Annotated in this window: 19 protein-coding genes and 1 pseudogene; 7 read left to right on the forward strand and 13 right to left on the reverse strand. The window is 71.1% G+C overall.

Annotated features, from left to right (window positions below; all coding sequences use genetic code 11):
• Positions 1–228: 228 nt before the first annotated feature.
• Both LZG04_RS25215 and LZG04_RS25220 read left to right on the forward strand, forming a co-directional pair.
• Positions 229–3,936, forward strand: coding sequence for a multifunctional oxoglutarate decarboxylase/oxoglutarate dehydrogenase thiamine pyrophosphate-binding subunit/dihydrolipoyllysine-residue succinyltransferase subunit (locus tag LZG04_RS25215; protein WP_233820890.1), 3,708 nt, complete (start codon positions 229–231; stop codon positions 3,934–3,936).
• 74 nt (positions 3,937–4,010) lie between these two features.
• Positions 4,011–4,190, forward strand: coding sequence for a DUF6104 family protein (locus tag LZG04_RS25220; RefSeq protein ID WP_233820892.1), 180 nt, complete (start codon positions 4,011–4,013; stop codon positions 4,188–4,190).
• On the opposite strand, the gene LZG04_RS25225 is transcribed toward LZG04_RS25220, so the two are convergent.
• From LZG04_RS25225 to LZG04_RS25245, 5 genes are all read right to left on the reverse strand, one after another.
• Entirely contained in the window at positions 4,154–4,834 is a 681-nt protein-coding gene (locus LZG04_RS25225; RefSeq protein WP_233820894.1) for a trans-aconitate 2-methyltransferase, read from the reverse strand. The genes LZG04_RS25220 and LZG04_RS25225 overlap by 37 nt on opposite strands.
• A gap of 18 nt (positions 4,835–4,852) precedes the next feature.
• Positions 4,853–5,404 (reverse strand): PIN domain-containing protein, encoded by a 552-nt coding sequence (locus LZG04_RS25230; protein WP_233820897.1) that lies wholly within the window; start codon positions 5,402–5,404, stop codon positions 4,853–4,855.
• Positions 5,405–5,869 (reverse strand): excisionase family DNA-binding protein, encoded by a 465-nt coding sequence (locus LZG04_RS25235; protein ID WP_141980690.1) that lies wholly within the window; start codon positions 5,867–5,869, stop codon positions 5,405–5,407.
• Between the two features lie 117 nt (positions 5,870–5,986).
• Complete coding sequence (locus LZG04_RS25240) at positions 5,987–6,979, reverse strand: aldo/keto reductase (protein WP_233820899.1); 993 nt, start codon at positions 6,977–6,979, stop codon at positions 5,987–5,989.
• A gap of 14 nt (positions 6,980–6,993) precedes the next feature.
• On the reverse strand, positions 6,994–7,362 hold the full coding sequence (locus LZG04_RS25245; RefSeq protein ID WP_308199292.1) for a helix-turn-helix domain-containing protein: 369 nt from the start codon (positions 7,360–7,362) through the stop codon (positions 6,994–6,996).
• Here LZG04_RS25245 and LZG04_RS41960 point away from each other — a divergent pair.
• A pseudogene (locus tag LZG04_RS41960) lies at positions 7,325–8,002 on the forward strand (SDR family NAD(P)-dependent oxidoreductase); the annotation flags it as partial. The gene LZG04_RS25245 and the pseudogene LZG04_RS41960 overlap by 38 nt on opposite strands.
• A gap of 74 nt (positions 8,003–8,076) precedes the next feature.
• Here the strand turns inward: LZG04_RS41960 and LZG04_RS25255 are convergent.
• A complete protein-coding gene (locus LZG04_RS25255) occupies positions 8,077–9,081 on the reverse strand; it encodes a LysR family transcriptional regulator (protein WP_233820901.1) in 1,005 nt (334 codons plus the stop codon).
• A 70-nt stretch (positions 9,082–9,151) separates the two neighbouring features.
• Here LZG04_RS25255 and LZG04_RS25260 point away from each other — a divergent pair, with 70 nt between their 5' ends.
• Entirely contained in the window at positions 9,152–10,033 is an 882-nt protein-coding gene (locus LZG04_RS25260) for a dihydrodipicolinate synthase family protein (RefSeq protein WP_233820903.1), read from the forward strand.
• On the opposite strand, the gene hutI is transcribed toward LZG04_RS25260, so the two are convergent.
• The 7 genes from hutI to hutH are packed head-to-tail and all read right to left on the reverse strand — an operon-like array spanning position 9,993 to position 17,804.
• Entirely contained in the window at positions 9,993–11,138 is a 1,146-nt protein-coding gene (gene hutI, locus LZG04_RS25265; protein WP_233820905.1) for an imidazolonepropionase, read from the reverse strand. The genes LZG04_RS25260 and hutI overlap by 41 nt on opposite strands.
• Positions 11,135–11,320 carry a DUF397 domain-containing protein gene (locus LZG04_RS25270; protein WP_308199294.1) on the reverse strand — a complete coding sequence of 62 codons (186 nt, stop codon included), beginning with the start codon at positions 11,318–11,320 and terminating at the stop codon, positions 11,135–11,137. The genes hutI and LZG04_RS25270 overlap by 4 nt, the downstream gene beginning before the upstream one ends.
• Before the next feature lie 11 nt (positions 11,321–11,331).
• Positions 11,332–12,165 (reverse strand): helix-turn-helix transcriptional regulator, encoded by an 834-nt coding sequence (locus LZG04_RS25275; RefSeq protein ID WP_267937725.1) that lies wholly within the window; start codon positions 12,163–12,165, stop codon positions 11,332–11,334.
• 51 nt (positions 12,166–12,216) lie between these two features.
• Positions 12,217–13,485 carry a formimidoylglutamate deiminase gene (locus LZG04_RS25280; RefSeq protein ID WP_233820919.1) on the reverse strand — a complete coding sequence of 423 codons (1,269 nt, stop codon included), beginning with the start codon at positions 13,483–13,485 and terminating at the stop codon, positions 12,217–12,219.
• Positions 13,482–14,660 carry an allantoate amidohydrolase gene (locus LZG04_RS25285; protein WP_233820921.1) on the reverse strand — a complete coding sequence of 393 codons (1,179 nt, stop codon included), beginning with the start codon at positions 14,658–14,660 and terminating at the stop codon, positions 13,482–13,484. Before LZG04_RS25285 ends, LZG04_RS25280 begins: the two co-directional genes overlap by 4 nt.
• The gene (hutU, locus tag LZG04_RS25290; RefSeq protein WP_233820924.1) at positions 14,653–16,299 is read right to left on the reverse strand and encodes a urocanate hydratase; all 1,647 of its coding nucleotides are present in this window, start codon (positions 16,297–16,299) and stop codon (positions 14,653–14,655) included. The genes LZG04_RS25285 and hutU overlap by 8 nt, the downstream gene beginning before the upstream one ends.
• Complete coding sequence (gene hutH, locus LZG04_RS25295; protein ID WP_233820926.1) at positions 16,299–17,804, reverse strand: histidine ammonia-lyase; 1,506 nt, start codon at positions 17,802–17,804, stop codon at positions 16,299–16,301. The genes hutU and hutH overlap by 1 nt, the downstream gene beginning before the upstream one ends.
• A 147-nt stretch (positions 17,805–17,951) precedes the next feature.
• On the opposite strand from hutH, the gene LZG04_RS25300 reads away from it, so the two are divergent.
• Genes LZG04_RS25300 through LZG04_RS25310 form a run of 3 tightly spaced genes read left to right on the forward strand, consistent with a single transcriptional unit; the run spans position 17,952 to position 20,447 of the window.
• A complete protein-coding gene (locus LZG04_RS25300) occupies positions 17,952–18,890 on the forward strand; it encodes an ABC transporter ATP-binding protein (RefSeq protein ID WP_233820928.1) in 939 nt (312 codons plus the stop codon).
• 2 nt (positions 18,891–18,892) lie between these two features.
• Positions 18,893–19,660, forward strand: a complete 768-nt coding sequence (locus LZG04_RS25305; RefSeq protein ID WP_233820930.1) for an ABC transporter permease — start codon at positions 18,893–18,895, stop codon at positions 19,658–19,660.
• Complete coding sequence (locus LZG04_RS25310) at positions 19,653–20,447, forward strand: ABC transporter permease (protein ID WP_233820932.1); 795 nt, start codon at positions 19,653–19,655, stop codon at positions 20,445–20,447. The genes LZG04_RS25305 and LZG04_RS25310 overlap by 8 nt, the downstream gene beginning before the upstream one ends.
• Positions 20,448–20,504 lie beyond the last annotated feature (57 nt).

Below are 20,504 nucleotides of genomic sequence, written 5' to 3' on the forward strand. Positions count from 1 at the left end.
CACCGCCGTGCGCACAACTACTCCGAGTCGAAGCACCACCGGGCGTGTGACGGGCTTAACCTCAAGTGATGCTCAAGCACCCATAACCCGATCGATCACCTGACCGATTCTGTGAGAGAACACTCGGTGCGCTGCCCCTCCTGTGTGTGAACTGCACCAGACGGGGGACTAGCCTGACCATGAGTGAGTCATTACCAAGAGCGAGATGGATAGAGGCGAGCGCCAGCCGTGTCCAGCAGCAGTCCTGCTTCTCAGTTCGGCCCCAATGAGTGGCTGGTCGAGGAGATGTACGAGCAGTTCCTCGCCGATCCGTCGTCCGTGGACCCCGCCTGGCACGACTTCTTCGCCGACTACAAGTCGACGCAGCGGTCGGGCAACGGGGCGGCGACGGCCGCCGAGAACGGCACCACGACCGCCACCAAGACCGCTCCGGCCCAGTCCGCGCCGGCCGCCGCACCCGCGCCCAAGCAGTCCGCGCAGGCACCGCAGTCGCAGCAGACACCGGCGCAGCAGCCGAAGAGCCAGCCGGCCCAGAAGCCCGCCGCCAAGCCCGCGCCCGCCCAGGCCGCCAAGGCCGCGCCGGTGCAGCCGGCCCAGGGCGAGGAGCAGAAGCAGCTGCGCGGGGCCGCCGCCGCCATCGCGAAGAACATGGAGCTCTCGCTCACCGTTCCGACCGCGACGAGCGTGCGCGCCGTGCCCGCCAAGCTGCTGGCCGACAACCGCATCGTGATCAACAACCACCTCAAGCGCACCCGCGGTGGGAAGGTCTCCTTCACCCACCTGATCGGGTACGCGGTGGTGCGGGCGCTCAAGGCCTACCCGAACATGAACCGGCACTACGCCGAGGTCGACGGCAAGCCGTTCGTGGTCACGCCCGAGCACGTCAACTTCGGCCTGGCGATCGACCTGCCCGGCAAGGACGGCTCGCGCTCGCTGGTCGTGGCCTCGATCAAGGGCTGCGAGAACATGACGTTCACGCAGTTCTGGCAGGCCTACGAGGACCTGATCCGCAAGGCCAGGACCGGGTCGCTGACCGCCGAGGACTTCTCCGGCACGACCATCTCGCTGACCAACCCCGGCACGATCGGCACCAACCACTCGGTGCCGCGGCTGACCGCGGGCCAGGGCGCGATCATCGGCGTCGGCGCGATGGAGTACCCGGCGCACTTCCAGGGCACCAGCGAGCAGGCCCTGACCGACATGGGTGTCAGCAAGATCATCACGCTGACCTCCACCTACGACCACCGCATCATCCAGGGCGCGGAGTCGGGCGAGTTCCTCAAGCGGATCCACCAGCTGCTGCTGGGTGAGGACGGCTTCTACGACGACGTGTTCACGTCGTTGCGGCTGCCGTACGAGCCGATCCGCTGGGTCGCCGACATCCCCGAGGGCGCGGTCGACAAGACGGCCCGCGTGATCGAGCTGATCGACGCGTTCCGCACCCGCGGCCACCTGATGGCCGACACGGACCCGCTGAACTACCGGCAGCGCAGCCACCAGGACCTCGACGTCCTGTCGCACGGCCTGACCCTGTGGGACCTCGACCGGGAGTTCCCGGTCGGCGGGTTCGCGGGCCAGGAGCGGATGAAGCTGCGCGACATCCTGGGCGTGCTGCGCAACTCGTACTGCCGCACGGTCGGCGTCGAGTACATGCACATCCTCGACCCGCAGGAGCGCCTGTGGATCCAGGAGCGCGTCGAGGTGCCGCACGAGAAGCCGCCGGCCACCGTGCAGAAGTACATCCTGTCGAAGCTCAACGCCGCCGAGGCGTTCGAGACCTTCCTGCAGACCAAGTACGTCGGCCAGAAGCGGTTCTCGCTGGAGGGCGGCGAGACGGTCATCCCGCTGCTGGACGCGGTGCTGGACAAGGCCGCCGAGCACGAGATCGACGAGGTCGTCATCGGCATGCCGCACCGCGGCCGGCTGAACGTGCTGGCGAACATCGTCGGCAAGCCGATCTCGCAGATCTTCCGCGAGTTCGAGGGCAACCTCGACCCGGGTCAGGCGCACGGCTCCGGTGACGTGAAGTACCACCTGGGCGCGGAGGGCAAGTACTTCCGGATGTTCGGCGACGGCGAGACGAAGGTGTCGCTGACCGCGAACCCGTCGCACCTGGAAGCCGTCGACCCGGTGCTCGAAGGCATCGTGCGGGCCAAGCAGGACATGCTCGACAAGGGCGGCGAGGGCTTCACCGTGCTGCCGGTCGCGCTGCACGGCGACGCCGCGTTCGCGGGCCAGGGCGTGGTCGCCGAGACGCTGAACCTGGCGCTGGTGCGCGGCTACCGCACCGGCGGCACGGTGCACGTGGTCGTGAACAACCAGGTCGGCTTCACCACCGCGCCGGAGCACTCGCGCTCGTCGAAGTACTCGACCGACGTGGCGAAGATGATCGGCGCGCCGGTGTTCCACGTCAACGGCGACGACCCGGAGGCGTGCTACTGGGTCGCCAAGCTCGCGGTGGACTACCGGCAGGCGTTCAACAAGGACGTCGTGATCGACATGGTCTGCTACCGCCGCCGCGGCCACAACGAGGGCGACGACCCCTCGATGACGCAGCCGGCGATGTACGACGTGATCGACACCAAGCGCTCGGTGCGCAAGACCTACACCGAGGCCCTGATCGGTCGCGGCGACATCTCCGTCGAAGAGGCCGAGAAGGCGCTGCAGGACTTCTCCTCGCAGCTGGAGCACGTGTTCAACGAGGTCAGGGAGCTGGAGAAGCACCCGATCAAGACCTCGCCGTCGATCGAGCAGGAGCAGCAGGTCCCGACCAAGCTGCCCACCGGGGTCGACCGGTCGGTGATCGAGAAGATCGCCGACGCGCACGTGAACCTGCCCGAGGGCTTCACCCCGCACCCGCGGGTCAAGCCGGTGCTGGAGCGGCGCGCCAAGATGGCCCGCGAGGGCGGCATCGACTGGGCGTTCGCCGAGCTGCTGGCGTTCGGGTCGCTGGTGCTGGAGGGCCGCACGGTCCGCCTGGCGGGCCAGGACTCGCGGCGCGGCACGTTCGTGCAGCGGCACGCGACGCTGGTGGACCGCAAGAAGTCCGAGGAGTACACCCCGCTGCAGAACCTGGCCGAGAACCAGGGCAAGTTCATGGTGTACGACTCGGTGCTGTCGGAGTTCGCGGCGCTGGGCTTCGAGTACGGCTACTCGGTGGCCAACCCGGACGCGCTGGTGCTGTGGGAGGCGCAGTTCGGCGACTTCGTCAACGGCGCGCAGCCGATCATCGACGAGTTCATCTCGTCCGGTGAGGCGAAGTGGGGCCAGGTGTCCGACGTGGTGCTGCTGCTGCCGCACGGCCACGAGGGCCAGGGCCCGGACCACACGTCCGGCCGGATCGAGCGGTTCCTCCAGCTGTGCGCGGAGGGCTCGATGACGATCGCGGTGCCGTCGACGCCGGCGAACTACTTCCACCTGCTGCGGCGGCACGCGCTGGACGGCGTGAACCGCCCGCTGGTGGTGTTCACCCCGAAGTCGATGCTGCGCCTGAAGGCCGCGACCAGCCCGGTCGAGGCGTTCGTGGAGGACAAGTTCCAGTCGGTGATCGACGACCCGAGCGGTGTCGAGCCGAGCGCGGTGCGCAAGGTGCTGCTGTGCAGCGGCAAGATCTACTACGAGCTGCTGGCCGAGCAGGAGAAGCGGGGCGTCAAGGACGTCGCGATCGTGCGGGTCGAGCAGCTGTACCCGGTGCCGGCGCGCAAGCTGACCGAGGCGCTGGACCGCTACCCGAACGCCACCGAGGTCCGCTGGGTCCAGGAGGAGCCGGCGAACCAGGGCGCGTGGCCGTTCTTCGGGTTGGCGCTGCCGGAGCTGCTGCCGGACCGGTTCTCGGTCAAGCGCGTCTCGCGCCGCCCGATGGCCGCGCCGTCGGCGGGTTCGTCCAAGGTGCACGAGGTCGAGCAGCGCGAACTGATCGCGAAGGCGTTCGAGTAGGGGTTTGATCGTTCGCGCCGAGCCGTCGGGACCCAGGGGTCTCGGCGGCTCGGCCGTTCTCGTTGGAGGAGATCGTGTACTTCACCGACCGTGGGATCGAGGAACTGGAGACCCGGCGGGGCGAGGAGGAGGTGACGTTCGCGTGGCTGGCCGACAAGCTGCGGGCGTTCGTGGACCTCAACCCCGACTTCGAGACGGCCGTCGAGCGCCTGGCCACCTACCTGGCGCGTGACGACGAGGACTTCGAGGACTGACCCCGGGCCGCGAACCACGTCCGGTCGGGGGTGAGCCAGGCGTCGCGCACGAGGCCGGCGGCGTGCAGGGCGGCGTCCAGGTCGTCTTCCGACAGGCGGCGGGCCGTGAACGGGTGGGACCAGGTGCGGTCGGCGGTGCGGTAGTCGACGGTGGCGCTGAGCAGGTCGCCGTCGCGGCGGACGTCGCGCAACGAGGTGCGCACGGGTCCGATGGCACCGCCTTGGCCGTCGGCCGCGGTGTCGAACCAGGACGGCGGGTGCCACTGCACGACGAGGCGGCCGTCGTCGCCCAAGTGGCGGGCCGCCGAGGCGAGCAACGCGTGCCGCCCGCCGTCCGACGGCGAGTTGACCAGGTGCGCGGCGAGCAGGACGCCACCGAACCGCCGCCCCAACCGCAACTCCCCGATCCGCGCCCGGACCGCCTCGACGCCGTCCAGGTGGGCGAGCATCTCCGCCGACTCGTCCACCCCGACCACCGGGTGCCCGAGCTCCACGAGCCGGTGTGCCACCCTCCCGGTCCCACATCCGAGGTCGAGCACGTCCGCCCCAGGCGGCAGGGCATCGTGCACGACCTCGGCTTCCCCGAGGGCCGGCAGGAGCGCGTAGACCTCGACGGGACTGCCGTCCGGGGCGGTGGTGGTCACGGCTCGCGTCTCCTTCGGTCAACCGAGTCGCAGGGCGGCGGCCGACTCGATCAGGCCTGAGCGCTCCAACTGGCCGAGCACGTCATCGATCGTCTCAGGCGGGTTGACCCGCTCGTCGACGATCTGCTGGACGCACGAGTACACGACCCGGTCGTTGATGCCGATCAAGTCGAGCATGAAGTCGTCCGGGCTCTTGGCCTCGATGTCCCATTGCTCGAGGTAATCGGGCGGAAAGTCGGACAGGTTGGCGGTCACGATCACCTGCGCGCCGACTCTGATGGCCGCGGCGAGCACGTGCCGATCGTCCGGATCCGGCAGGGCCAAGCCGTCGATGAGGGGCTCGTACCCCTCCACGAGGCAGTCGGCCACGGAACCGTTGATCAGTTCGCGCAGCCGACGCCGCTTGTGCTCCGGGATCCCCCGCTTCTCCGCGAGAGTCCGATCGACCTCGTCGAGTATCCGCTCGGTCCACTTCGCCTGCACCAGTCGCGCGCGAGCCACCCGGATGAGCAGGTTGCGCAGGGTGTTGCCGTACAAGGCACAGGCGTCGTACACCACGACGAAGGCCATTCAGTCCGTTCCCAACTCCTGGTCCAGCCGCGTCAACTCGTCCACCACCTGCTTGCGGGCGAGGTCGTCGCGACGCATGTAGTCCATCAGCGCGTCGAACCGGACGCGCCGGTGCCTGCCCACGAGCCGGTACTCGATCTCACCGCGTTCGAGCAGACCGATCAGGTACGGACGGGAGACGTTCAGCAACTCCGCCGCCTGTTGGGTGGTCAACTCGGCGTTGACCGGCATGATCTGGACGCCTTGGCCGTTCGCCATGGCGGCGAGGATGTGGGCGAACAGCTCGACCGCCTGCCGCGGCACGACCAGCGCCTCGCCGGGGCCGCCTTCCACGAGGATTTCCAGCTCGTCGGACCGGGCTCCGGCGGACGCGAGGTAGTCCTTCACCCGGCGCAGGGCACGAGCCGCGACCTCGGCGTCGACCACGCCGGGTGCCACCTTGGCCCCTTCCGCCTTCGTCGCCATGCGCATCACCTCTAGTCGAAGTATCCGCAACAGGCGAAGCGAACGCAACGGAGTTGCGCTCGATTCCACCGACCGGGTGCGGGCCGTGAGCCGATCGCCCACGGCCCGTCGACCGACCTACCAGGCGTAAGCCTCCGGGGCCGGCTTGGGGCCGTTCGGGCCCGGGGGTGGGAAGAGGGCGTCCAGCTTGGTCAGGACTTCGGGGTCGAGGTGGATCTCGGTCGAGCGGAGGGAGCCGTCCAGTTGGTCCAGGGTGCGCGGGCCGATGATCGGGGACGTGACGCCTTCCTGGTGCAGCAGCCACGCCACGCCGACGTGGGCCGGGTCTTCGCCCAGCTCGGCGGACAGCTTCTCGTAGGCCTCGATCGCGTCGCGGTGCTTCTCCAGCGCCTCCAGGCTGCGGCCGGAGGTGCCGCGGGAGCCGCCGCCCTCGCGTTGCTTGCGCAGCACGCCCCCGAGCAGACCGCCGCCCAACGGCGACCACGGGATCACGCCCACGCCGTAGTGACGTGCCGCGGGCAGGACTTCCAGCTCCACGAAGCGGTTGACCAGGTTGTAGATCGACTGCTCGCTGACCAGCCCCAGGAAGTGACGGGCGCGGGCCGCCTCCTGCGCCTGCGCGATGTGCCACCCGGCGAAGTTGGACGACCCGAAGTAGATCACCTTCCCCTGCTGCCGCAGCACGGAGAACGCCTCCCAGATCTCGTCCCACGGCGTGGCGCGGTCGACGTGGTGCATCTGGAGCAGGTCGATGTGGTCGGTCTGCAAGCGCTGCAACGACGCGTCCGCGGCCCGCCGGATGTGCAGGGCGGACAGCCGCTTCTCGTTCGGCCAGTCGCCCATGTCGCCGTACAGCTTGGTGGCGAGCACGGTCCGCTCCCGCCGACCACCGCCCTGCGCGAACCACCGGCCGATGATCTTCTCGGTGACGCCCTCGCCCCGCTGCCACCCGTAGACGTCGGCGGTGTCGAAGAAATTGATGCCGTGCTCGTGCGCCCGGTCCATGATCGTGTGGCTGTCGGCTTCGGAGGTCTCCGGGCCGAAGTTCATCGTGCCCAGGCACAGTCGGGACACGGACAGGCCGGAACGGCCGAGCTGGGTGTACTCCATGCGACAAGCCTGCCTCAACTCGGTGCGCCGCGCTCCCGGGCGCGACCGTCGTAGCGGTCGCGGTTCGCGGTGATCTCGGTGCGGTGCGCGGCGGCCCAGGCTCCCAGCGGCGCCACCGAGTCGAGCAACGCCGTGCCGAGCGGTGTCAACGCGTAGTCCACCCGCGGCGGGACGGTGGCGTGGACGGTGCGGCTGACCAAGCCGTCGCGTTCGAGCTGCCGCAGGGTCAACGTCAGCATCCGCTGGGAGATCCCGGTGACGGCGCGGCGCAGGTCGCCGTAGCGCACGGTGCGTCCGCGCAGGTGCCCCACGACGGCGAGGCTCCACTTGTCCCCGACCAGCGCGATGTTCCGCAACACCTCACGGCAGACGTCGATCTCCACTCCGGCCAAGGGTTACCTCCGTGTGCGTGACGGACACGGATGTGCCGTCTTGTCGGCTGCCGACAGCCTGCCGAACCATGGTGGCACCTGCGGAACGGGAGGACGGATCGTGACGGGGACGCTGGTCATCGTGGGCGCCGGGCGGGGACTGGGCATGGGGGTCGCCCGCGCGTTCGGCGGGCGGGGCTTCCGGGTCGGGCTGGTCGCCCGCAACACCGGGGCGCTGGCCGCCATGGTCGGGGAGCTGACCGGCCTCGGCGTGCGGGCCGAGGCGGTCCCGGCCGACATCAGGGACCGCGACGCGCTGACCGCCGCCCTCACCGCCGTGGAGCAGGAGCTCGGGCCGATCGACGTGCTGGAGTACAGCCCCAGCCCCACCGGCCCGATCACGTCCGCCGGCCGGACCACCGCCGAGTCCGCCGCCGCGCAGTTCGAGCTGCACGTGCTGGGCGCTGTGACGGCGGTGAACCACGTGCTGCCCGCGATGCGCGCGAGGAACGCGGGCACCGTGCTGCTCACCACCGGTGTCTCCTCGACCGTTCCCGCGCCGTTCCTGGCCAACGTCGGCCTGGCCATGGCCGCCCTGCGCAACTGGGCGCACGCGTTGCACGTCGAACTGCGCCCCGCAGGCGTCCACGTGGCCACGGTGACCATCGCCTCGGGTGTCGTCCCGGGCGGTGGTGAGGCCGATCCGGACGCCATCGGCGCCCGCTACTACCGCCTCCACCGCAACCCCGACCAGGCCGAGGAGGTCATCGGTGATGTCGACGCGTTCCGGGCCATGGTCTCCGGGTGGTCGCCGACCGACCTGCCGGCACACCCCGGAGCGGGAGCGGCCAGGTAGGACGCGGTCGAGGACTCCAGCGCGGTGACGCACGCGGCGACGACGGGGTGGGCGGCGGCACCGCGGCGGTAGGCGATGCGGGTGCGGCGGTGGACGTCCAGCGGGACCAGGCGGACGTCCGCGGGTGGGTGGGTGGCGCCCAGTTCCGGCACCAGCGCCACGCCCTGGCCCGCGGCGACGAGGGCCAGCACGGCGGTGAAGTCGTCGGCGTGGTGGCGCACCCGCGCGGTGAAGCCGGCCGCCTGGCACACCCGCATCGCCACGGTGTGGCACAGCGTGCCGGGCGTGCCGACGACCCAGTCCGCGTCACGCGTGCCCGCGATCGTGCCGTCGAGCCGTCGACCGGCGGGCACGGCCAGGAACACCTTCTCGTCCAGCAGCGGCACCGAGTCCACGCCGGGGTCGGGTTCGACCGGCGCGATGTCGTAGTCGTGCCAGAGCGCCACGTCCAGCCGCCCGTCGCGCAGCGCGTCGGGCATGTCGACCGGGTCCAGCTCGGTGACCATCAGGTCGAGCGCCGGGTGGTCGCGGCCCAGGGCGACCAGCGCGGCGGGCAGCAGGGTGGGCACGGCGCTGGGGAACGCGCCGATCCGCACGGTGCCGGACAGGCCGGTGCGCGCGGCGGCGAGCGTGGCTTCCGCGGCTTCCAGGGCGGACAGGATCGTCTCGGTGTGCTCGACCAGCGCGGTGGCGGCGGGGGTGAGGGTGACGCTGCGGCCGGTGTGCTCCAGCAGCGGGACGCCCGCTTCGCGTTGCAGGGCGGCGAGCTGCTGGGACACGGCGGACGGCGTGTAGGCGTGGGCCTGGGCGACGGCGGCGATCGTGCCCAGGTGGGCCAGGTCGCGCAGGAGCCGCAGTCGGCGGACGTCGAGCATCAGTTCAGCTTACGGTTGCGTTGAGGAAAGCGAACTGGTGCTTCACGGTCTGGGCGGGCACGGTGTGCCCATGACGTTCACCGGCTTGTACGTACCGCTGATCACGCCGTTCGACCGGACCGGGGCCGTGGCGCTCGACGCCCTGGAAGCGCTGGCCCAGCAGGCGCTGGACGACGGCGCACGGGGCCTGGTGGCGTTGGGCACGACCGGTGAGCCGTCCTCGCTCAGCGCGGACGAGCAGCGGGCCGTGTTGGACGTCGTGCGCCGGGTTTGCCGGGAGCGCCGCGCGCCGTTGGTCGTCGGTGCGAATACATCCGCAAGCTTGCAGATGTTGTGCAGCCATGCGGAAGTAAATGCAGCGCTTACTACTGTTCCGTCGTTCGTGCGGCCCGGTGAGGACGGCGCGGTCGCCCAGCTCACCCGGTTGGCGGCGGAGAGCCCGGTGCCGTTGATCGTCTACGACATCCCGTACCGGACGGGCCAGTACCTGTCCGCGGGCGCGTTGCGGCGGTTGGCGGACGTGCCGGGGATCGTGGGCGTGAAGTACGCGGCGGGCGGCATCAACGCCGACACGGTCGACCTGCTCGCCGACCCGCCGCCGAACCTCGCGATCCTCGGCGGGGACGACGCGTTCATCTCACCGCTGCTGGCGCTGGGCGCGCACGGCGGCATCCTCGCTTCGGCGCACGTCGCCACCGGCCTGTTCGCCCGGTTGATCGACGCCTGGCACGCCGGTGACGTGCCCGTGGCCCGTGACCTGGGCGGACGGCTCGGGCGGCTGTCGGCGGCACTGTTCGCCGAACCGAACCCGACCGTGATCAAGGCCGTGCTGCACGCACAGGGCCGCATCCCGACCCCGGACGTCCGCCTGCCGCTGCTGGCCGCTCACCCGGACAGCACGTCGACCGCCCTCACCGCCGCCGAACACCTGCTCGCCACACCGCGTGCGTGAGCGGCACGCCCGGCCGGTACGCCAGGTGCGTGGTGGAGGGGGCGTCGAGCACGTGCACGTCCGCCCGAGCGCCCGGTGACAGGTGGCCCACGTCGGTGCGCCCGAGCGCTTTCGCTCCGTTGAGGGTGGCGGCGGTGACGGCCTCCTCCACGGTCAGGCGCAGTTGCAGCACGGCCGTCGTGATGCAGTAGGCCATCGACGTGGTGTACGAGCTGCCGGGGTTGCAGTTGCTGGCCAGGGCGACGGTCGCGCCCGCGTCGACCAGCTCGCGGGCGGGCGGCAGCGCCTGACGGGTCGACAGGTCGCACGCGGGCAGCAGGGTGGCGACGGTGGACGAGTTCGCCAGCGCGTCGACGTCGGCGGCCGACAGGTACGTGCAGTGGTCGACGCTGGCCGCGCCCAGCTCGACGGCCAGCCGGACGCCCGGCCCTTCGCCGAGCTGGTTGCCGTGCACCCGCAGCCCCAAGCCCTTGGCACGGGCGGCCTCCAGCACGGCCCGCGACTGGTCCGCGTCGAACGCGCCCTGCTCGCAGAACACGTCCGCCCACCGCACGTGCGGCGCGACGGCGTCGAGCATCTCACCGACCACCAACGCCACGTACTCGTCCGCGTCGGTGCCCGGCGGCACGAGGTGTGCACCCAAAAAGGTGACCTCATCGACTTCCGCGGCCGCGATCCGGGCAGAGCGCACCTCGTCCGCGACGGTCAGCCCGTAGCCGGTCTTGGTCTCGACCGTGGTCGTCCCCTGCGCGACGGCCTCGCTGACGAGCCGCCGCAGGTTCGCCGCCAGCTCGGCGTCCGACGCCGCCCGCGTGGCCTCGACCGTGACCGCGATCCCACCGGCCGCGTACGCCTGACCGGCCATGCGCGCTTCGAACTCGGCCGTCCGGTCGCCCGCGAAGACCAGGTGCGTGTGGCTGTCCACCCACCCGGGCAGGACCGCCCGACCCTCCACGTCCACGCGCGTGTCGGCCGCGGGGGCGGAGGACGCGGGCCCGACCCACTCCACGCGGTCGGTGAAGACGAGCGCGGCATCGGTGAGGCGACCCAGTTCGGGGTCGTTGGTCGTCAACTCACCGATACCGGTGACGAGCGTGCTGGTCACGACTGCACGAACCGCCGCCAAGCGGAGGCCGGGAACGCCAACACACCCGCATCGGGCTTCTTCGAGTCCCGAACACCCGCCACCAAGCCGGCGAACGCCACCTCGACGCAGTTGTCGTTATTGCCGCTACCGCTGTAGCTGCTCTTCCGCCACACCAGGCCCGGCCGGTCCACAGTGGACACGAGACCGCCTCTCATTCGCGCTCGGCAAGTATCCGCTCGATCAAGGCGATCGAATCCTCCGAACCGAGCGCCCTCTCAAGCAGGTGGTCGACCAGCATTCTAGCCCGCCGGACCTGTTCCGGATCTTCGATGTGGAGCGAGCCCGTCGCATGGGGAACGTAGAGCATCGAAGGATCTTCGGCGTCCGAGAAGTCGAGTAGCGTAAATGCTCCGTCTTGACCGGCGTGGAAGCCGAGATCCCTCGGCAACACCCGAAGAGTCACCGTGTCCAGCTCGGCGACCATCACCAGGTGGTTCAACTGGTCGCGCATGACCGCCTCACCACCGATCCGCTGCCACAGAGCACTCTCATCGACCAAGGCGACCAACCGCAGCGCATTCGCCTCGGAGGTCAGGCGCTGCTGGCGGATCATGCGGACCTTCACTTGGTTGACCAGTTCAGGCTTCGTCCGCTTGAGTGAGCCTGTCTCCAGAACAGCGCGCGCGTACGACTCGGTTTGCAGGAGACCGGGGAGCAGGATGAGCGCCAGTTCCCACACCGTCGAGGCCTCGGTCTCAAGGTCGACGTAGCCCATGTCTCGCAGGCCGAACGCCGTCCACCATCCGGGTTTCAGCGCCTCCCGCACCTGGTCGATGAGGTCGGGGTCGTAGTGGTCGTAGACGTCCATCATCGAGCGGGCGAGGTGGACGTCGAGCCGGGTCTCGCCCGCCTCCAGCCGGTAGAGGCTGTTGCGGTGCTTGTCGAGGGCGGCGGCGGCGTCCTCGATCGTCATACCCGCCGCTTCCCGCATCCGGCGGATGCGGCGGGCCAACTTCCTTCGGCGAAAGGGTGGGCGTGCTGACATGCGGCCATGATGGTGAACGGGACCGACAACCCTGGGATTCCCATCACTCGATCAGTCGATTGCCTCGACCAAGAGCCTTGACACGTCACCTAGCTGCTCGTGCACGCCGTCGCGGGCAATGACCTTCCCCCCTACTACTACGACGGCGACGTCGGAAGCGGTGGCGGCCATGATCAATTGCTCCGGGTCGACCCCGGCGGTGCGGACCGAGTTCACCCGAACGGCTACCAGATCGGCCGGGGCACCCACCTCGATCCGACCGGCCTCCGGCCAGCCGATGGAGGTGTGGTTCGTCAGTGCCGCAACGAGGTCCGCCGGTGCGAAACGGCCGCGTTCACCCGTGCGCAGGCGTTCGTTGTGCTCCAACGCCCGCGCTTCGAGCAGCGGGTCCACGACCGCGTGCTGGTCACTGCCCAACGACAACGGCGAACCGGCGTCGGCCAGCTCGCGCGCGGGACCGATGCCGTCCGCCAGATCGGCCTCCGTTGTCGGGCAGAAGCACACGCCGGTGCGCGTTGACCCGAGCAGACCGATGTCCTTCGTGGACAAGTGTGTCCCGTGCACGGCCGTCGTGCGCGGCGTGAGGGCGCCCGCCTCGGCGAGCAGCTCGGTCGGCGTCATGCCGTACGCCTGTAGGCACGCCTCGTTCTCGGCAGGTTGCTCCGACAGGTGCACGTGCAGCGGCCGATCGGGGAATGCGCCCGCTACCAGCGACAATGTTTCACGTGGCACAGCGCGGACCGAGTGGATCGCCGCACCGATCCTCGTGTTGTCGTCACCGCGCAGCTCAGCGACCCGGTCCAGCCACCGGTCGCCGGTGCCGTCGGAGAACCGCTCCTGCACCCCGCGCACGGGCCGCCCGATCCCACCCGCCAGGTAGCAAGCGTCCAACAGGGTGAGCCTGATCCCGGCATCCAGCGCGGCCTGCCGCAGGGCCTCCGCCATCTCGTTGCCGCCGTGGTGCAGGTAGTGGAACTCCCCCACCGCCGTCACGCCGGCCACGGCCATCTCCGCGTACGCGGCCCGGGCCAACCTCAGGTACGACTCGGGCGTCAACCGCTCCGCCACCGCGTACATCCGGTCGCGCCACGTCCAGAACGTGCCGCCGTCGCCGTGCGTGCGCCCGCGCAACGCCCGGTGGAACGCGTGCGAGTGCGCGTTGGCGAAACCCGGGAACACCAACCCGTGGAGCCGTTCCACGCCGAGCGGAATCGTGTCCACAGTGGACACGGAGGTGATGCGCCCGCCGTCCACGCGCACCAGCACCCGCGCCGCGATCCCGTCCGGCAACCACGCCCGCTCGCACCAGAAGCTCCTCATCGCGCCAGGTGCTCCAACGTCGTCGCCAACGCCACCACGCCCGCCGCGCAGTCGTCGGCCTCGGCGAACTCCTCCGGCGCGTGGCTGATCCCGGTCGGGTTGCGCACGAACAACATCGCCGTGGGCACGTGCGCCGCCAGGATGCCCGCGTCGTGGCCCGCGCCGGTCGGCAGCGCGGGCGTGTCCGCGCCGAGGGCGTCCCGCACGCGCGCCATGAGGTCGGGGTCGAACCGCACGGTCCCTCCCCAGCTCTCCTCGGTCACGCGCACCTCGCAGCCTTCCGCGACAGCCGCCTCACGGGCCGCCGCCGTGATCCGCGAGACCACCTCGCGGGTGCGCGGCTCGTCGTCCGCCCGCGCGTCGAGCCACACGTCCACCGACGACGCGATCACGTTGGTGCCACCGGGGTTGGGCACGATCCGGCCGACCGTCGCCCGCGCCCCCGACGTCGCCTCACGACGGGCCGCCAGCACCAGCGCGGCGGCGGGCAGCATCGGGTCGCGCCGGTCCTCGATCAACGTCGCACCGGCGTGGTTGCCCTCGCCGGTGAACGTGTACCGCCACCGCCCGTGCGCCAGGATCGAACTGGCCAGCCCCACCGGCACCTCCAGCCCGCGCCCCTGCTCGACGTGCAGCTCCACGAACGCCCCGACGGACGCCAGCGCCCGGTCGTCACGCCCCATCCGCAACGGGTCGAACCCGGCCGCGTGAGCCGCCTCGCCGAACGTGACGCCGTCCGCGTCGGTCAGCTTGCAGGCGGCCTCCGCGGTGATCGCGCCGGTCATGAGCCGCGACCCGAGGCACGCGACGCCGAAGCGCCCGCCCTCCTCCTCCACGAACACCACGATCGCCAACGGCTTGCCGGGCGTGAAGCCGCGGGAACGCAGCAGGTCGAACGCCTGCAACGCCGACACCACGCCCAAGGGCCCGTCGAACGCCCCGCCGCCGGGCACCGAGTCCAGGTGGCTGCCGGTGATCACCGCGTCCGGCCCCGGCGCGCCCCACCACGCCCAGATGTTGCCGTTGCGGTCGGGCCGGACGTCCAGCCCGCGCCGCCGCGCCTCCTGCGTGAACCACGACCGCAGCTCCAGCTCGACCCGGTCGAACCCGTGCCGCGAGTAGCCTCCCCGCCGCGCGTCGCGCCCGACGTCGGCGATGTCCGCGAGGTCAGTCATCCGAGTCGCTCATCGGGATCGTCACGCCCTTGGCCGCGGCCACGTCGACCGCCCGCTGGTACCCGGCGTCCACGTGCCGGATCACGCCCATGGCCGGGTCGTTGGTCAACACCCGTTCGATCTTCCGCGCGGCCAGCGGCGTGCCGTCGGCGACGGTCACCTGACCGGCGTGGATGGACCGGCCGATGCCGACGCCGCCGCCGTGGTGCAGCGACACCCAGGTCGCGCCCGAGGCGGTGTTGACCAGGGCGTTGAGCAGCGGCCAGTCGGCGATGGCGTCCGAGCCGTCGGCCATCGCCTCGGTCTCGCGGTACGGCGAGGCGACCGAGCCGCAGTCGAGGTGGTCGCGGCCGATGACGATGGGCGCGGACAGCTCGCCCGAGGCCACCATCTCGTTGAACTTCAAGCCCGCGAGGTGGCGCTCGCCGTAGCCGAGCCAGCAGATCCGGGCCGGCAGGCCCTGGAACTCGACGCGCTCACCGGCCATCCTGATCCAGCGGGCGAGCCGCTCGTTGTCCGGGAACAGCTCCAGGATCGCCCGGTCGGTCCTGGCGATGTCGGCCGGGTCGCCGGACAGCGCGGCCCAGCGGAACGGGCCCTTGCCCTCGCAGAACAGCGGCCGGATGTAGGCGGGCACGAAACCGGGGAAGTCGAACGCCCGCTCGCAGCCACCCGCCTTGGCCTCGCCGCGGATGGAGTTGCCGTAGTCGAACACCTCCGCGCCGCGGTCCAGGAAGCCCACCATCGCCTCGACGTGGTCGGCCATCGACTCGCGGGCGCGGTCGGTGAACTCGTCGGGCTTCTTGGCCGCGTAGTCGGGCCAGTCCTCGACCGCCACGCCCTTCGGGCAGTACGCCAGCGGGTCGTGCGCGGAGGTCTGGTCGGTGACGATGTCCACCGGAACGTCCCGGCGCAGCAGTTCGGGCAGCACCTCGGCGGCGTTGCCGATCAGGCCGACCGACAGCGCCCGCCCCTCGGACTTCGCGGCCAGCACGCGGGCGATCGCGTCGTCGATGTCGTCGGCGATCTCGTCCAGGTAGCGGGTCTCCACGCGGCGGCGAGCGCGCTGCGGGTCGACCTCGACGCAAAGCGCGACGCCCTCGTTCATGGTGACCGCAAGCGGTTGCGCGCCGCCCATGCCGCCCAGGCCCGCGGTGACGGTGAGCGTGCCGCGCAGGGTGCCGTTGAACCGCTTGTCGGCCACGGCGGCGAACGTCTCGTAGGTGCCCTGGAGGATGCCCTGGGTGCCGATGTAGATCCACGAACCGGCCGTCATCTGGCCGTACATGGTCAGGCCCTCGGCCTCCAACCGGCGGAACTCGGGCCAGTTCGCCCAGTCCGGCACGAGGTTGGAGTTGGCGATGAGCACGCGCGGTGCCCACTCGTGCGTGCGCAGGACGCCGACCGGGCGGCCCGACTGCACCAGCAGCGTCTCGTCGTCGGCCAACCGCTCCAGCTCGCGGCTGATGGCGTGGAAGCTCGGCCAGTCGCGGGCGGCCTTGCCGGTGCCGCCGTAGACCACCAGGTCCTCGGGGCGCTCGGCCACCTCGGGGTCGAGGTTGTTGTGGAACATCCGCAACGCGGCCTCGGTCGACCAGCTGCGGGCGGTCAGTTCGGTTCCTCGGGCGGCACGCACCATCACAGTGCTCCCTTCCGGATCAGGTCTTCGGCGGCGGCGATCTCGGGCGCGAGGTGGCGGTCCGGGCCGGGACCGGGCACGTGCTCGCGCAGCTTCGCGACGGCCGCCGCGGTGGCGGGGGCGGGGTTGAGCGGTGTGCGCAGGTCCAGGGCGCGGGCGGCGGTCAGGAGCTCGATCGCGAGCACCCGGCGCAGCCCGTCCACGGCCTGGCGGAGCTTGCGCGCGGCGGACCAGCCCATCGAGACGTGGTCCTCCTGCATGGCGCTGCTCGGGATCGAGTCCACCGACGCGGGCACGGCCAGCCGCTTGAGCTCGCTGACGATCGCGGCCTGCGTGTACTGGGCGATCATGTGGCCGGAGTCGACGCCCGGGTCGTGCGCCAGGAACGGCGGCAGGCCGTGCGACCGGTTCACGTCCAGCATCCGGTCGGTGCGGCGCTCGGCGATGCTCGCCACGTCCGCGGTCGGGATGGCGAGGAAGTCCAGCACGTAGGCGATCGGAGCGCCGTGGAAGTTGCCGTTGGACTCGACCCGGCCGTCGGCCAGCACCACGGGGTTGTCGATGGACGACGCCAGCTCGCGGTCGGCGACGGTCGCGGCGTAGGCGACGGTGTCCCGAGCGGCGCCGTGGACCTGCGGCGAGCAGCGCAGCGAGTAGGCGTCCTGCACGCGGGTGCAGTCCGGGCCGCGGTGGCTGTCCATGATCTCGGAGCCGCGCAGGATCTCCGCCATGCGCCGCGCGGACCGCGCCTGACCGGGGTGCGGGCGCAGCGCCTGGAGGTCGGCGGCGAACACCCGGTCCGTGCCCAGGAGCGCTTCCACGCTCATCGCGGCGGTCAGGTCGGCCACGTCGAGCAGGTAGTCCAAGTCCCGGATGGCCAGCACGAGCATGCCGAGCATCCCGTCGGTGCCGTTGATCAGCGCCAGGCCCTCCTTCTCGGCCAGGCGCACGGGCTCGATGCCCGCCCGGGCGAGCGCGACCGAGGCCGGGACCAGCGCGCCGTCGGCGTCGCGGACGTCACCCTCGCCGGTGAGGGCCAGGGCGGCGGCGGACAGCGGCGCGAGGTCGCCGGAGCAGCCCAGCGAGCCGAACTCGTGCACGACCGGCGTGATGCCCGCGTTCAGCATCGCGGCCATCGCCTCGGCGGTCTCCAGCCGGACGCCGGTGTGACCGCTGGTCAGCGTCTTGAGGCGGAGCAGGACGAGGGCGCGCACCACCTCGCGCTCGACCTCGGGGCCCGAGCCCGCCGCGTGCGAGCGGACCAGGGACTGCTGGAGGGCGGCACGGCGGTCCGGCGGGATGTGCCGGACCGCCAGCGCGCCGAACCCGGTGGACACGCCGTACGTCGGCCGTTCGGCCGTGGCCAGGCGCTCGATGTGCGCGCGGGCGGTGGTGACCGCCTCGCGGGCCGCCTCCGTGATCTCCACGCGCGCGTCACCTCGGGCCACGGCGTGGACGTCGTCGCGGGTCAGGGGTTTCGGACCCAGCTGCACGGGTTGCTGCATGTGCCCATCTCAACCCGGCGACCGCGTCCGCACGACCCGACATCCGCCGATCGTGTCTGGTATCCCAGACGGTCCGGGCCGGCCCAAAACGCTCGCCACACGTCTCGACCCACCGGTAGCGTCACGAAATCCACCACGGGGGTGACGATGAGTGTTCGCGTGCGGGACCTCACCAGGACGTACCGCAAGGGCAAGGGCTGGCGGCCCAAGGGTGAGGAGGTGACCGCGCTCGCCGGGCTCACGCTGGACGTGCCCGCGAACGAGGTCCACGGCCTGCTCGGCCCGAACGGGGCGGGCAAGACCACGCTGTGCAAGATCCTGTCCACCGTCCTGCTGCCCACCTCGGGCACCGCCGAGGTGCTCGGCCACGACGTCGTGACCGGCGCGGCCGAGATCCGGCCCCGGATCGGGATCGTGTTCGGCGGCGAGCGCGGCCTGTACGGCAAGCTGACCGCGCGGCAGACCCTGCGCTACTGGGCCTCGCTGTACAAGATCCCGGACGCGGTGGCCAAGGTCCGCACCGGCGAGCTGCTGGCCCGCCTCGGCCTCGCCGACAAGGCCGACGACCTCGTGGAGACGTTCTCGCGGGGCATGAAGCAGCGGGTCCACCTGGCCCGCGGCCTGGTCGGCGACCCGGAGCTGGTCCTGTTCGACGAGCCGACCACCGGCATGGACCCGGTCGCCGCCCGCGACTTCCGCGAGCTCATCGGCGAGCTGCGCGACGAAGGCCGCACGATCCTCATCACCACCCACGACATGGACGAGGCCGAAGCGGTCTGCGACCGCGTCACGCTGATCGACAGAGGCCGCGTGCTCGCCACCGAGTCACCGCGCGGCCTGGCCGCGATGTCCGGCCCGCACCGCTGGGTCGAGGCCGAGACCTCGCTCGACGTCACCGGCATCCCCGGCGTGGTGGACACCGAGACCCGCAACGGCGTGCTGCGCGTCAAGACCACCGACGACCGGGCGGCCCGCGCGGTGCTCGACTTCCTGCTGGACCGCGGTGTGCGCTCGGTGCACGCCGTGCCGCCCCGGCTGGAGGACGTCTACCTCGACCTCATCGGCCGCCGCGGCATGGAGGTCTGAGCGTGCGCCTGTTCCTCTCCGGGGTCCGCACGCAGTTCTGGCTGATCCGCAGGCAGCCCGACGAGCTGCTGACGCTGTGCACCATCCCGTTCACCGTGGTCATGATGCTGTCGATCGTGATGCACGCGGCCCGCCCCGACCTGGTCGCCAACGCGTTCCTCGCGCCCACCCTGATCGGGCTGTGGGGCTTCGCCACGGGACTGGCCACGACCGTGCTCGTCGGTGACCGGTGGATCGACGCGCTGCCGCTGGGCATGGCCGCGCCCGGCTCGCTGCACCCCGTCTACCTGGGCCGGATCTCGGCGGTCATGGTGCTGGGCGTCGTCCCGCTCGGCGAGACGTGGCTGCTGGGCAAGCTCCTGTTCGGCGTGACGCCCGCGGTGCACCACCCGTGGGTGTTCTGGGCGGCCATGGCGGCGTCGGTGTTCGCCATGATCGGCACGAGCCTGCTGCTGGCCGCGTCCATGCTGCTGTCCAAGAACAGCAACAACTACCTGAACTTCCTCAGCTTCCCGATCTACGTGCTGTCCGGCGTCATGGTGCCGGTGCAGTACCTACCGGAGTTCCTGCGGCCGCTGTCCGACGTGATCTTCCTGTCGTGGTCGGCCGACCTGATGCGCGACGCCATGGCCGCCGCGCCCGTCACGGCCGTCGGCTGGCGGCTGCTGGCGATCGTCGGGCTCGGCGTCGCCGCCCTGGTCGCCGGGCGGGTGCTGCTGGCGCTCACCCTGCGCCGGGCGCGCGAGCTGGGGGTGGTGACGTATGCGTGACCAGCTGCGGGTGCTCAAGCACGGCCTCATCGCCTCGTGGACCATGTTCTCGGCGTTCCGGACGTGGAAGACGTGGACGTTCACCTGGCTGTCCCGGCTGCTGATCCAGGCGTGCTTCTACGCGTTGATCGGCCGGATGCTCGGGTCGCAGCAGCAGGTCGACTACCTGCTCATCGGCAACGTCGTCGCGATCATGGCCATCGACGCGACCGTGGTCATCCTGCTGACCGTCGGCGAGCGGTACTCCGGCACGCTGTCCCTGCTGGTCGCCGCGCCGTCCACGCACCTCACCGTGTACCTGGGGCGGGGGCTGGTGAACCTCGGCTCGGGCGTGGCGGCGTCGACCACGGCGTTCCTGGTGCTGCCGCCGCTGTTCGGGGTGCGGCTGCCGTGGCCGGAGGCGGCACTGGTGCCGTTGATGATCGTGGTGGTGGGGCTGTCGTGCTACTGCTACGGCACGTGCGTGGCGTCGTTCGTGCTCGGGTTCCCGTCGGCGCGGTGGCTGGCGCTGAACCTCAGCTACCTCGCGCTGATGACGTTCTGCGGGGTGAACGTGCCCACGTCGTTCTGGCCGGACTGGCTGCGCGCGATCACGTCCGTGCTGCCGATGACGCACGGCCTGGCCGCGATCCGCACGTTCATCGCGGGCGGGCCGGGGACGACCGTGCTGGCGCAGCTCGCTCTGGAGGTGTGCGTCGGGGCCGCGTGGTTCGCGGTGGCGGCGGTGAGCTTCAACCGCATGGTCCGGCGCGGACGCCGGGACGGCACGATCGAGTTCGGCTCGTAGTGACGTGGTGGGGGCGCCCCCCCCCCGCCACCGCCGCGACGTGCCGGACGGGTTCGG

Source organism: Saccharothrix sp. S26, from assembly GCF_021390395.1.
Taxonomy (GTDB): Bacteria; Actinomycetota; Actinomycetes; order Mycobacteriales; family Pseudonocardiaceae; genus Actinosynnema.

Coding starts and splice junctions, on each gene's coding strand:
- LZG04_RS25230 (WP_233820897.1), bottom strand. CDS start 5,404: ATGGCCTTCGTCGTGGTGTACGACGCCTGTGCCTTGTACGGCAACACC.
- LZG04_RS25235 (WP_141980690.1), bottom strand. CDS start 5,869: ATGGCGACGAAGGCGGAAGGGGCCAAGGTGGCACCCGGCGTGGTCGAC.
- LZG04_RS25240 (WP_233820899.1), bottom strand. CDS start 6,979: ATGGAGTACACCCAGCTCGGCCGTTCCGGCCTGTCCGTGTCCCGACTG.
- LZG04_RS25255 (WP_233820901.1), bottom strand. CDS start 9,081: ATGCTCGACGTCCGCCGACTGCGGCTCCTGCGCGACCTGGCCCACCTG.
- LZG04_RS25260 (WP_233820903.1), top strand. CDS start 9,152: ATGACGTTCACCGGCTTGTACGTACCGCTGATCACGCCGTTCGACCGG.
- LZG04_RS25275 (WP_267937725.1), bottom strand. CDS start 12,165: ATGTCAGCACGCCCACCCTTTCGCCGAAGGAAGTTGGCCCGCCGCATC.
- LZG04_RS25280 (WP_233820919.1), bottom strand. CDS start 13,485: ATGAGGAGCTTCTGGTGCGAGCGGGCGTGGTTGCCGGACGGGATCGCG.
- LZG04_RS25285 (WP_233820921.1), bottom strand. CDS start 14,660: ATGACTGACCTCGCGGACATCGCCGACGTCGGGCGCGACGCGCGGCGG.
- hutU (WP_233820924.1), bottom strand. CDS start 16,299: ATGGTGCGTGCCGCCCGAGGAACCGAACTGACCGCCCGCAGCTGGTCG.
- hutH (WP_233820926.1), bottom strand. CDS start 17,804: ATGCAGCAACCCGTGCAGCTGGGTCCGAAACCCCTGACCCGCGACGAC.
- LZG04_RS25300 (WP_233820928.1), top strand. CDS start 17,952: ATGAGTGTTCGCGTGCGGGACCTCACCAGGACGTACCGCAAGGGCAAG.
- LZG04_RS25310 (WP_233820932.1), top strand. CDS start 19,653: ATGCGTGACCAGCTGCGGGTGCTCAAGCACGGCCTCATCGCCTCGTGG.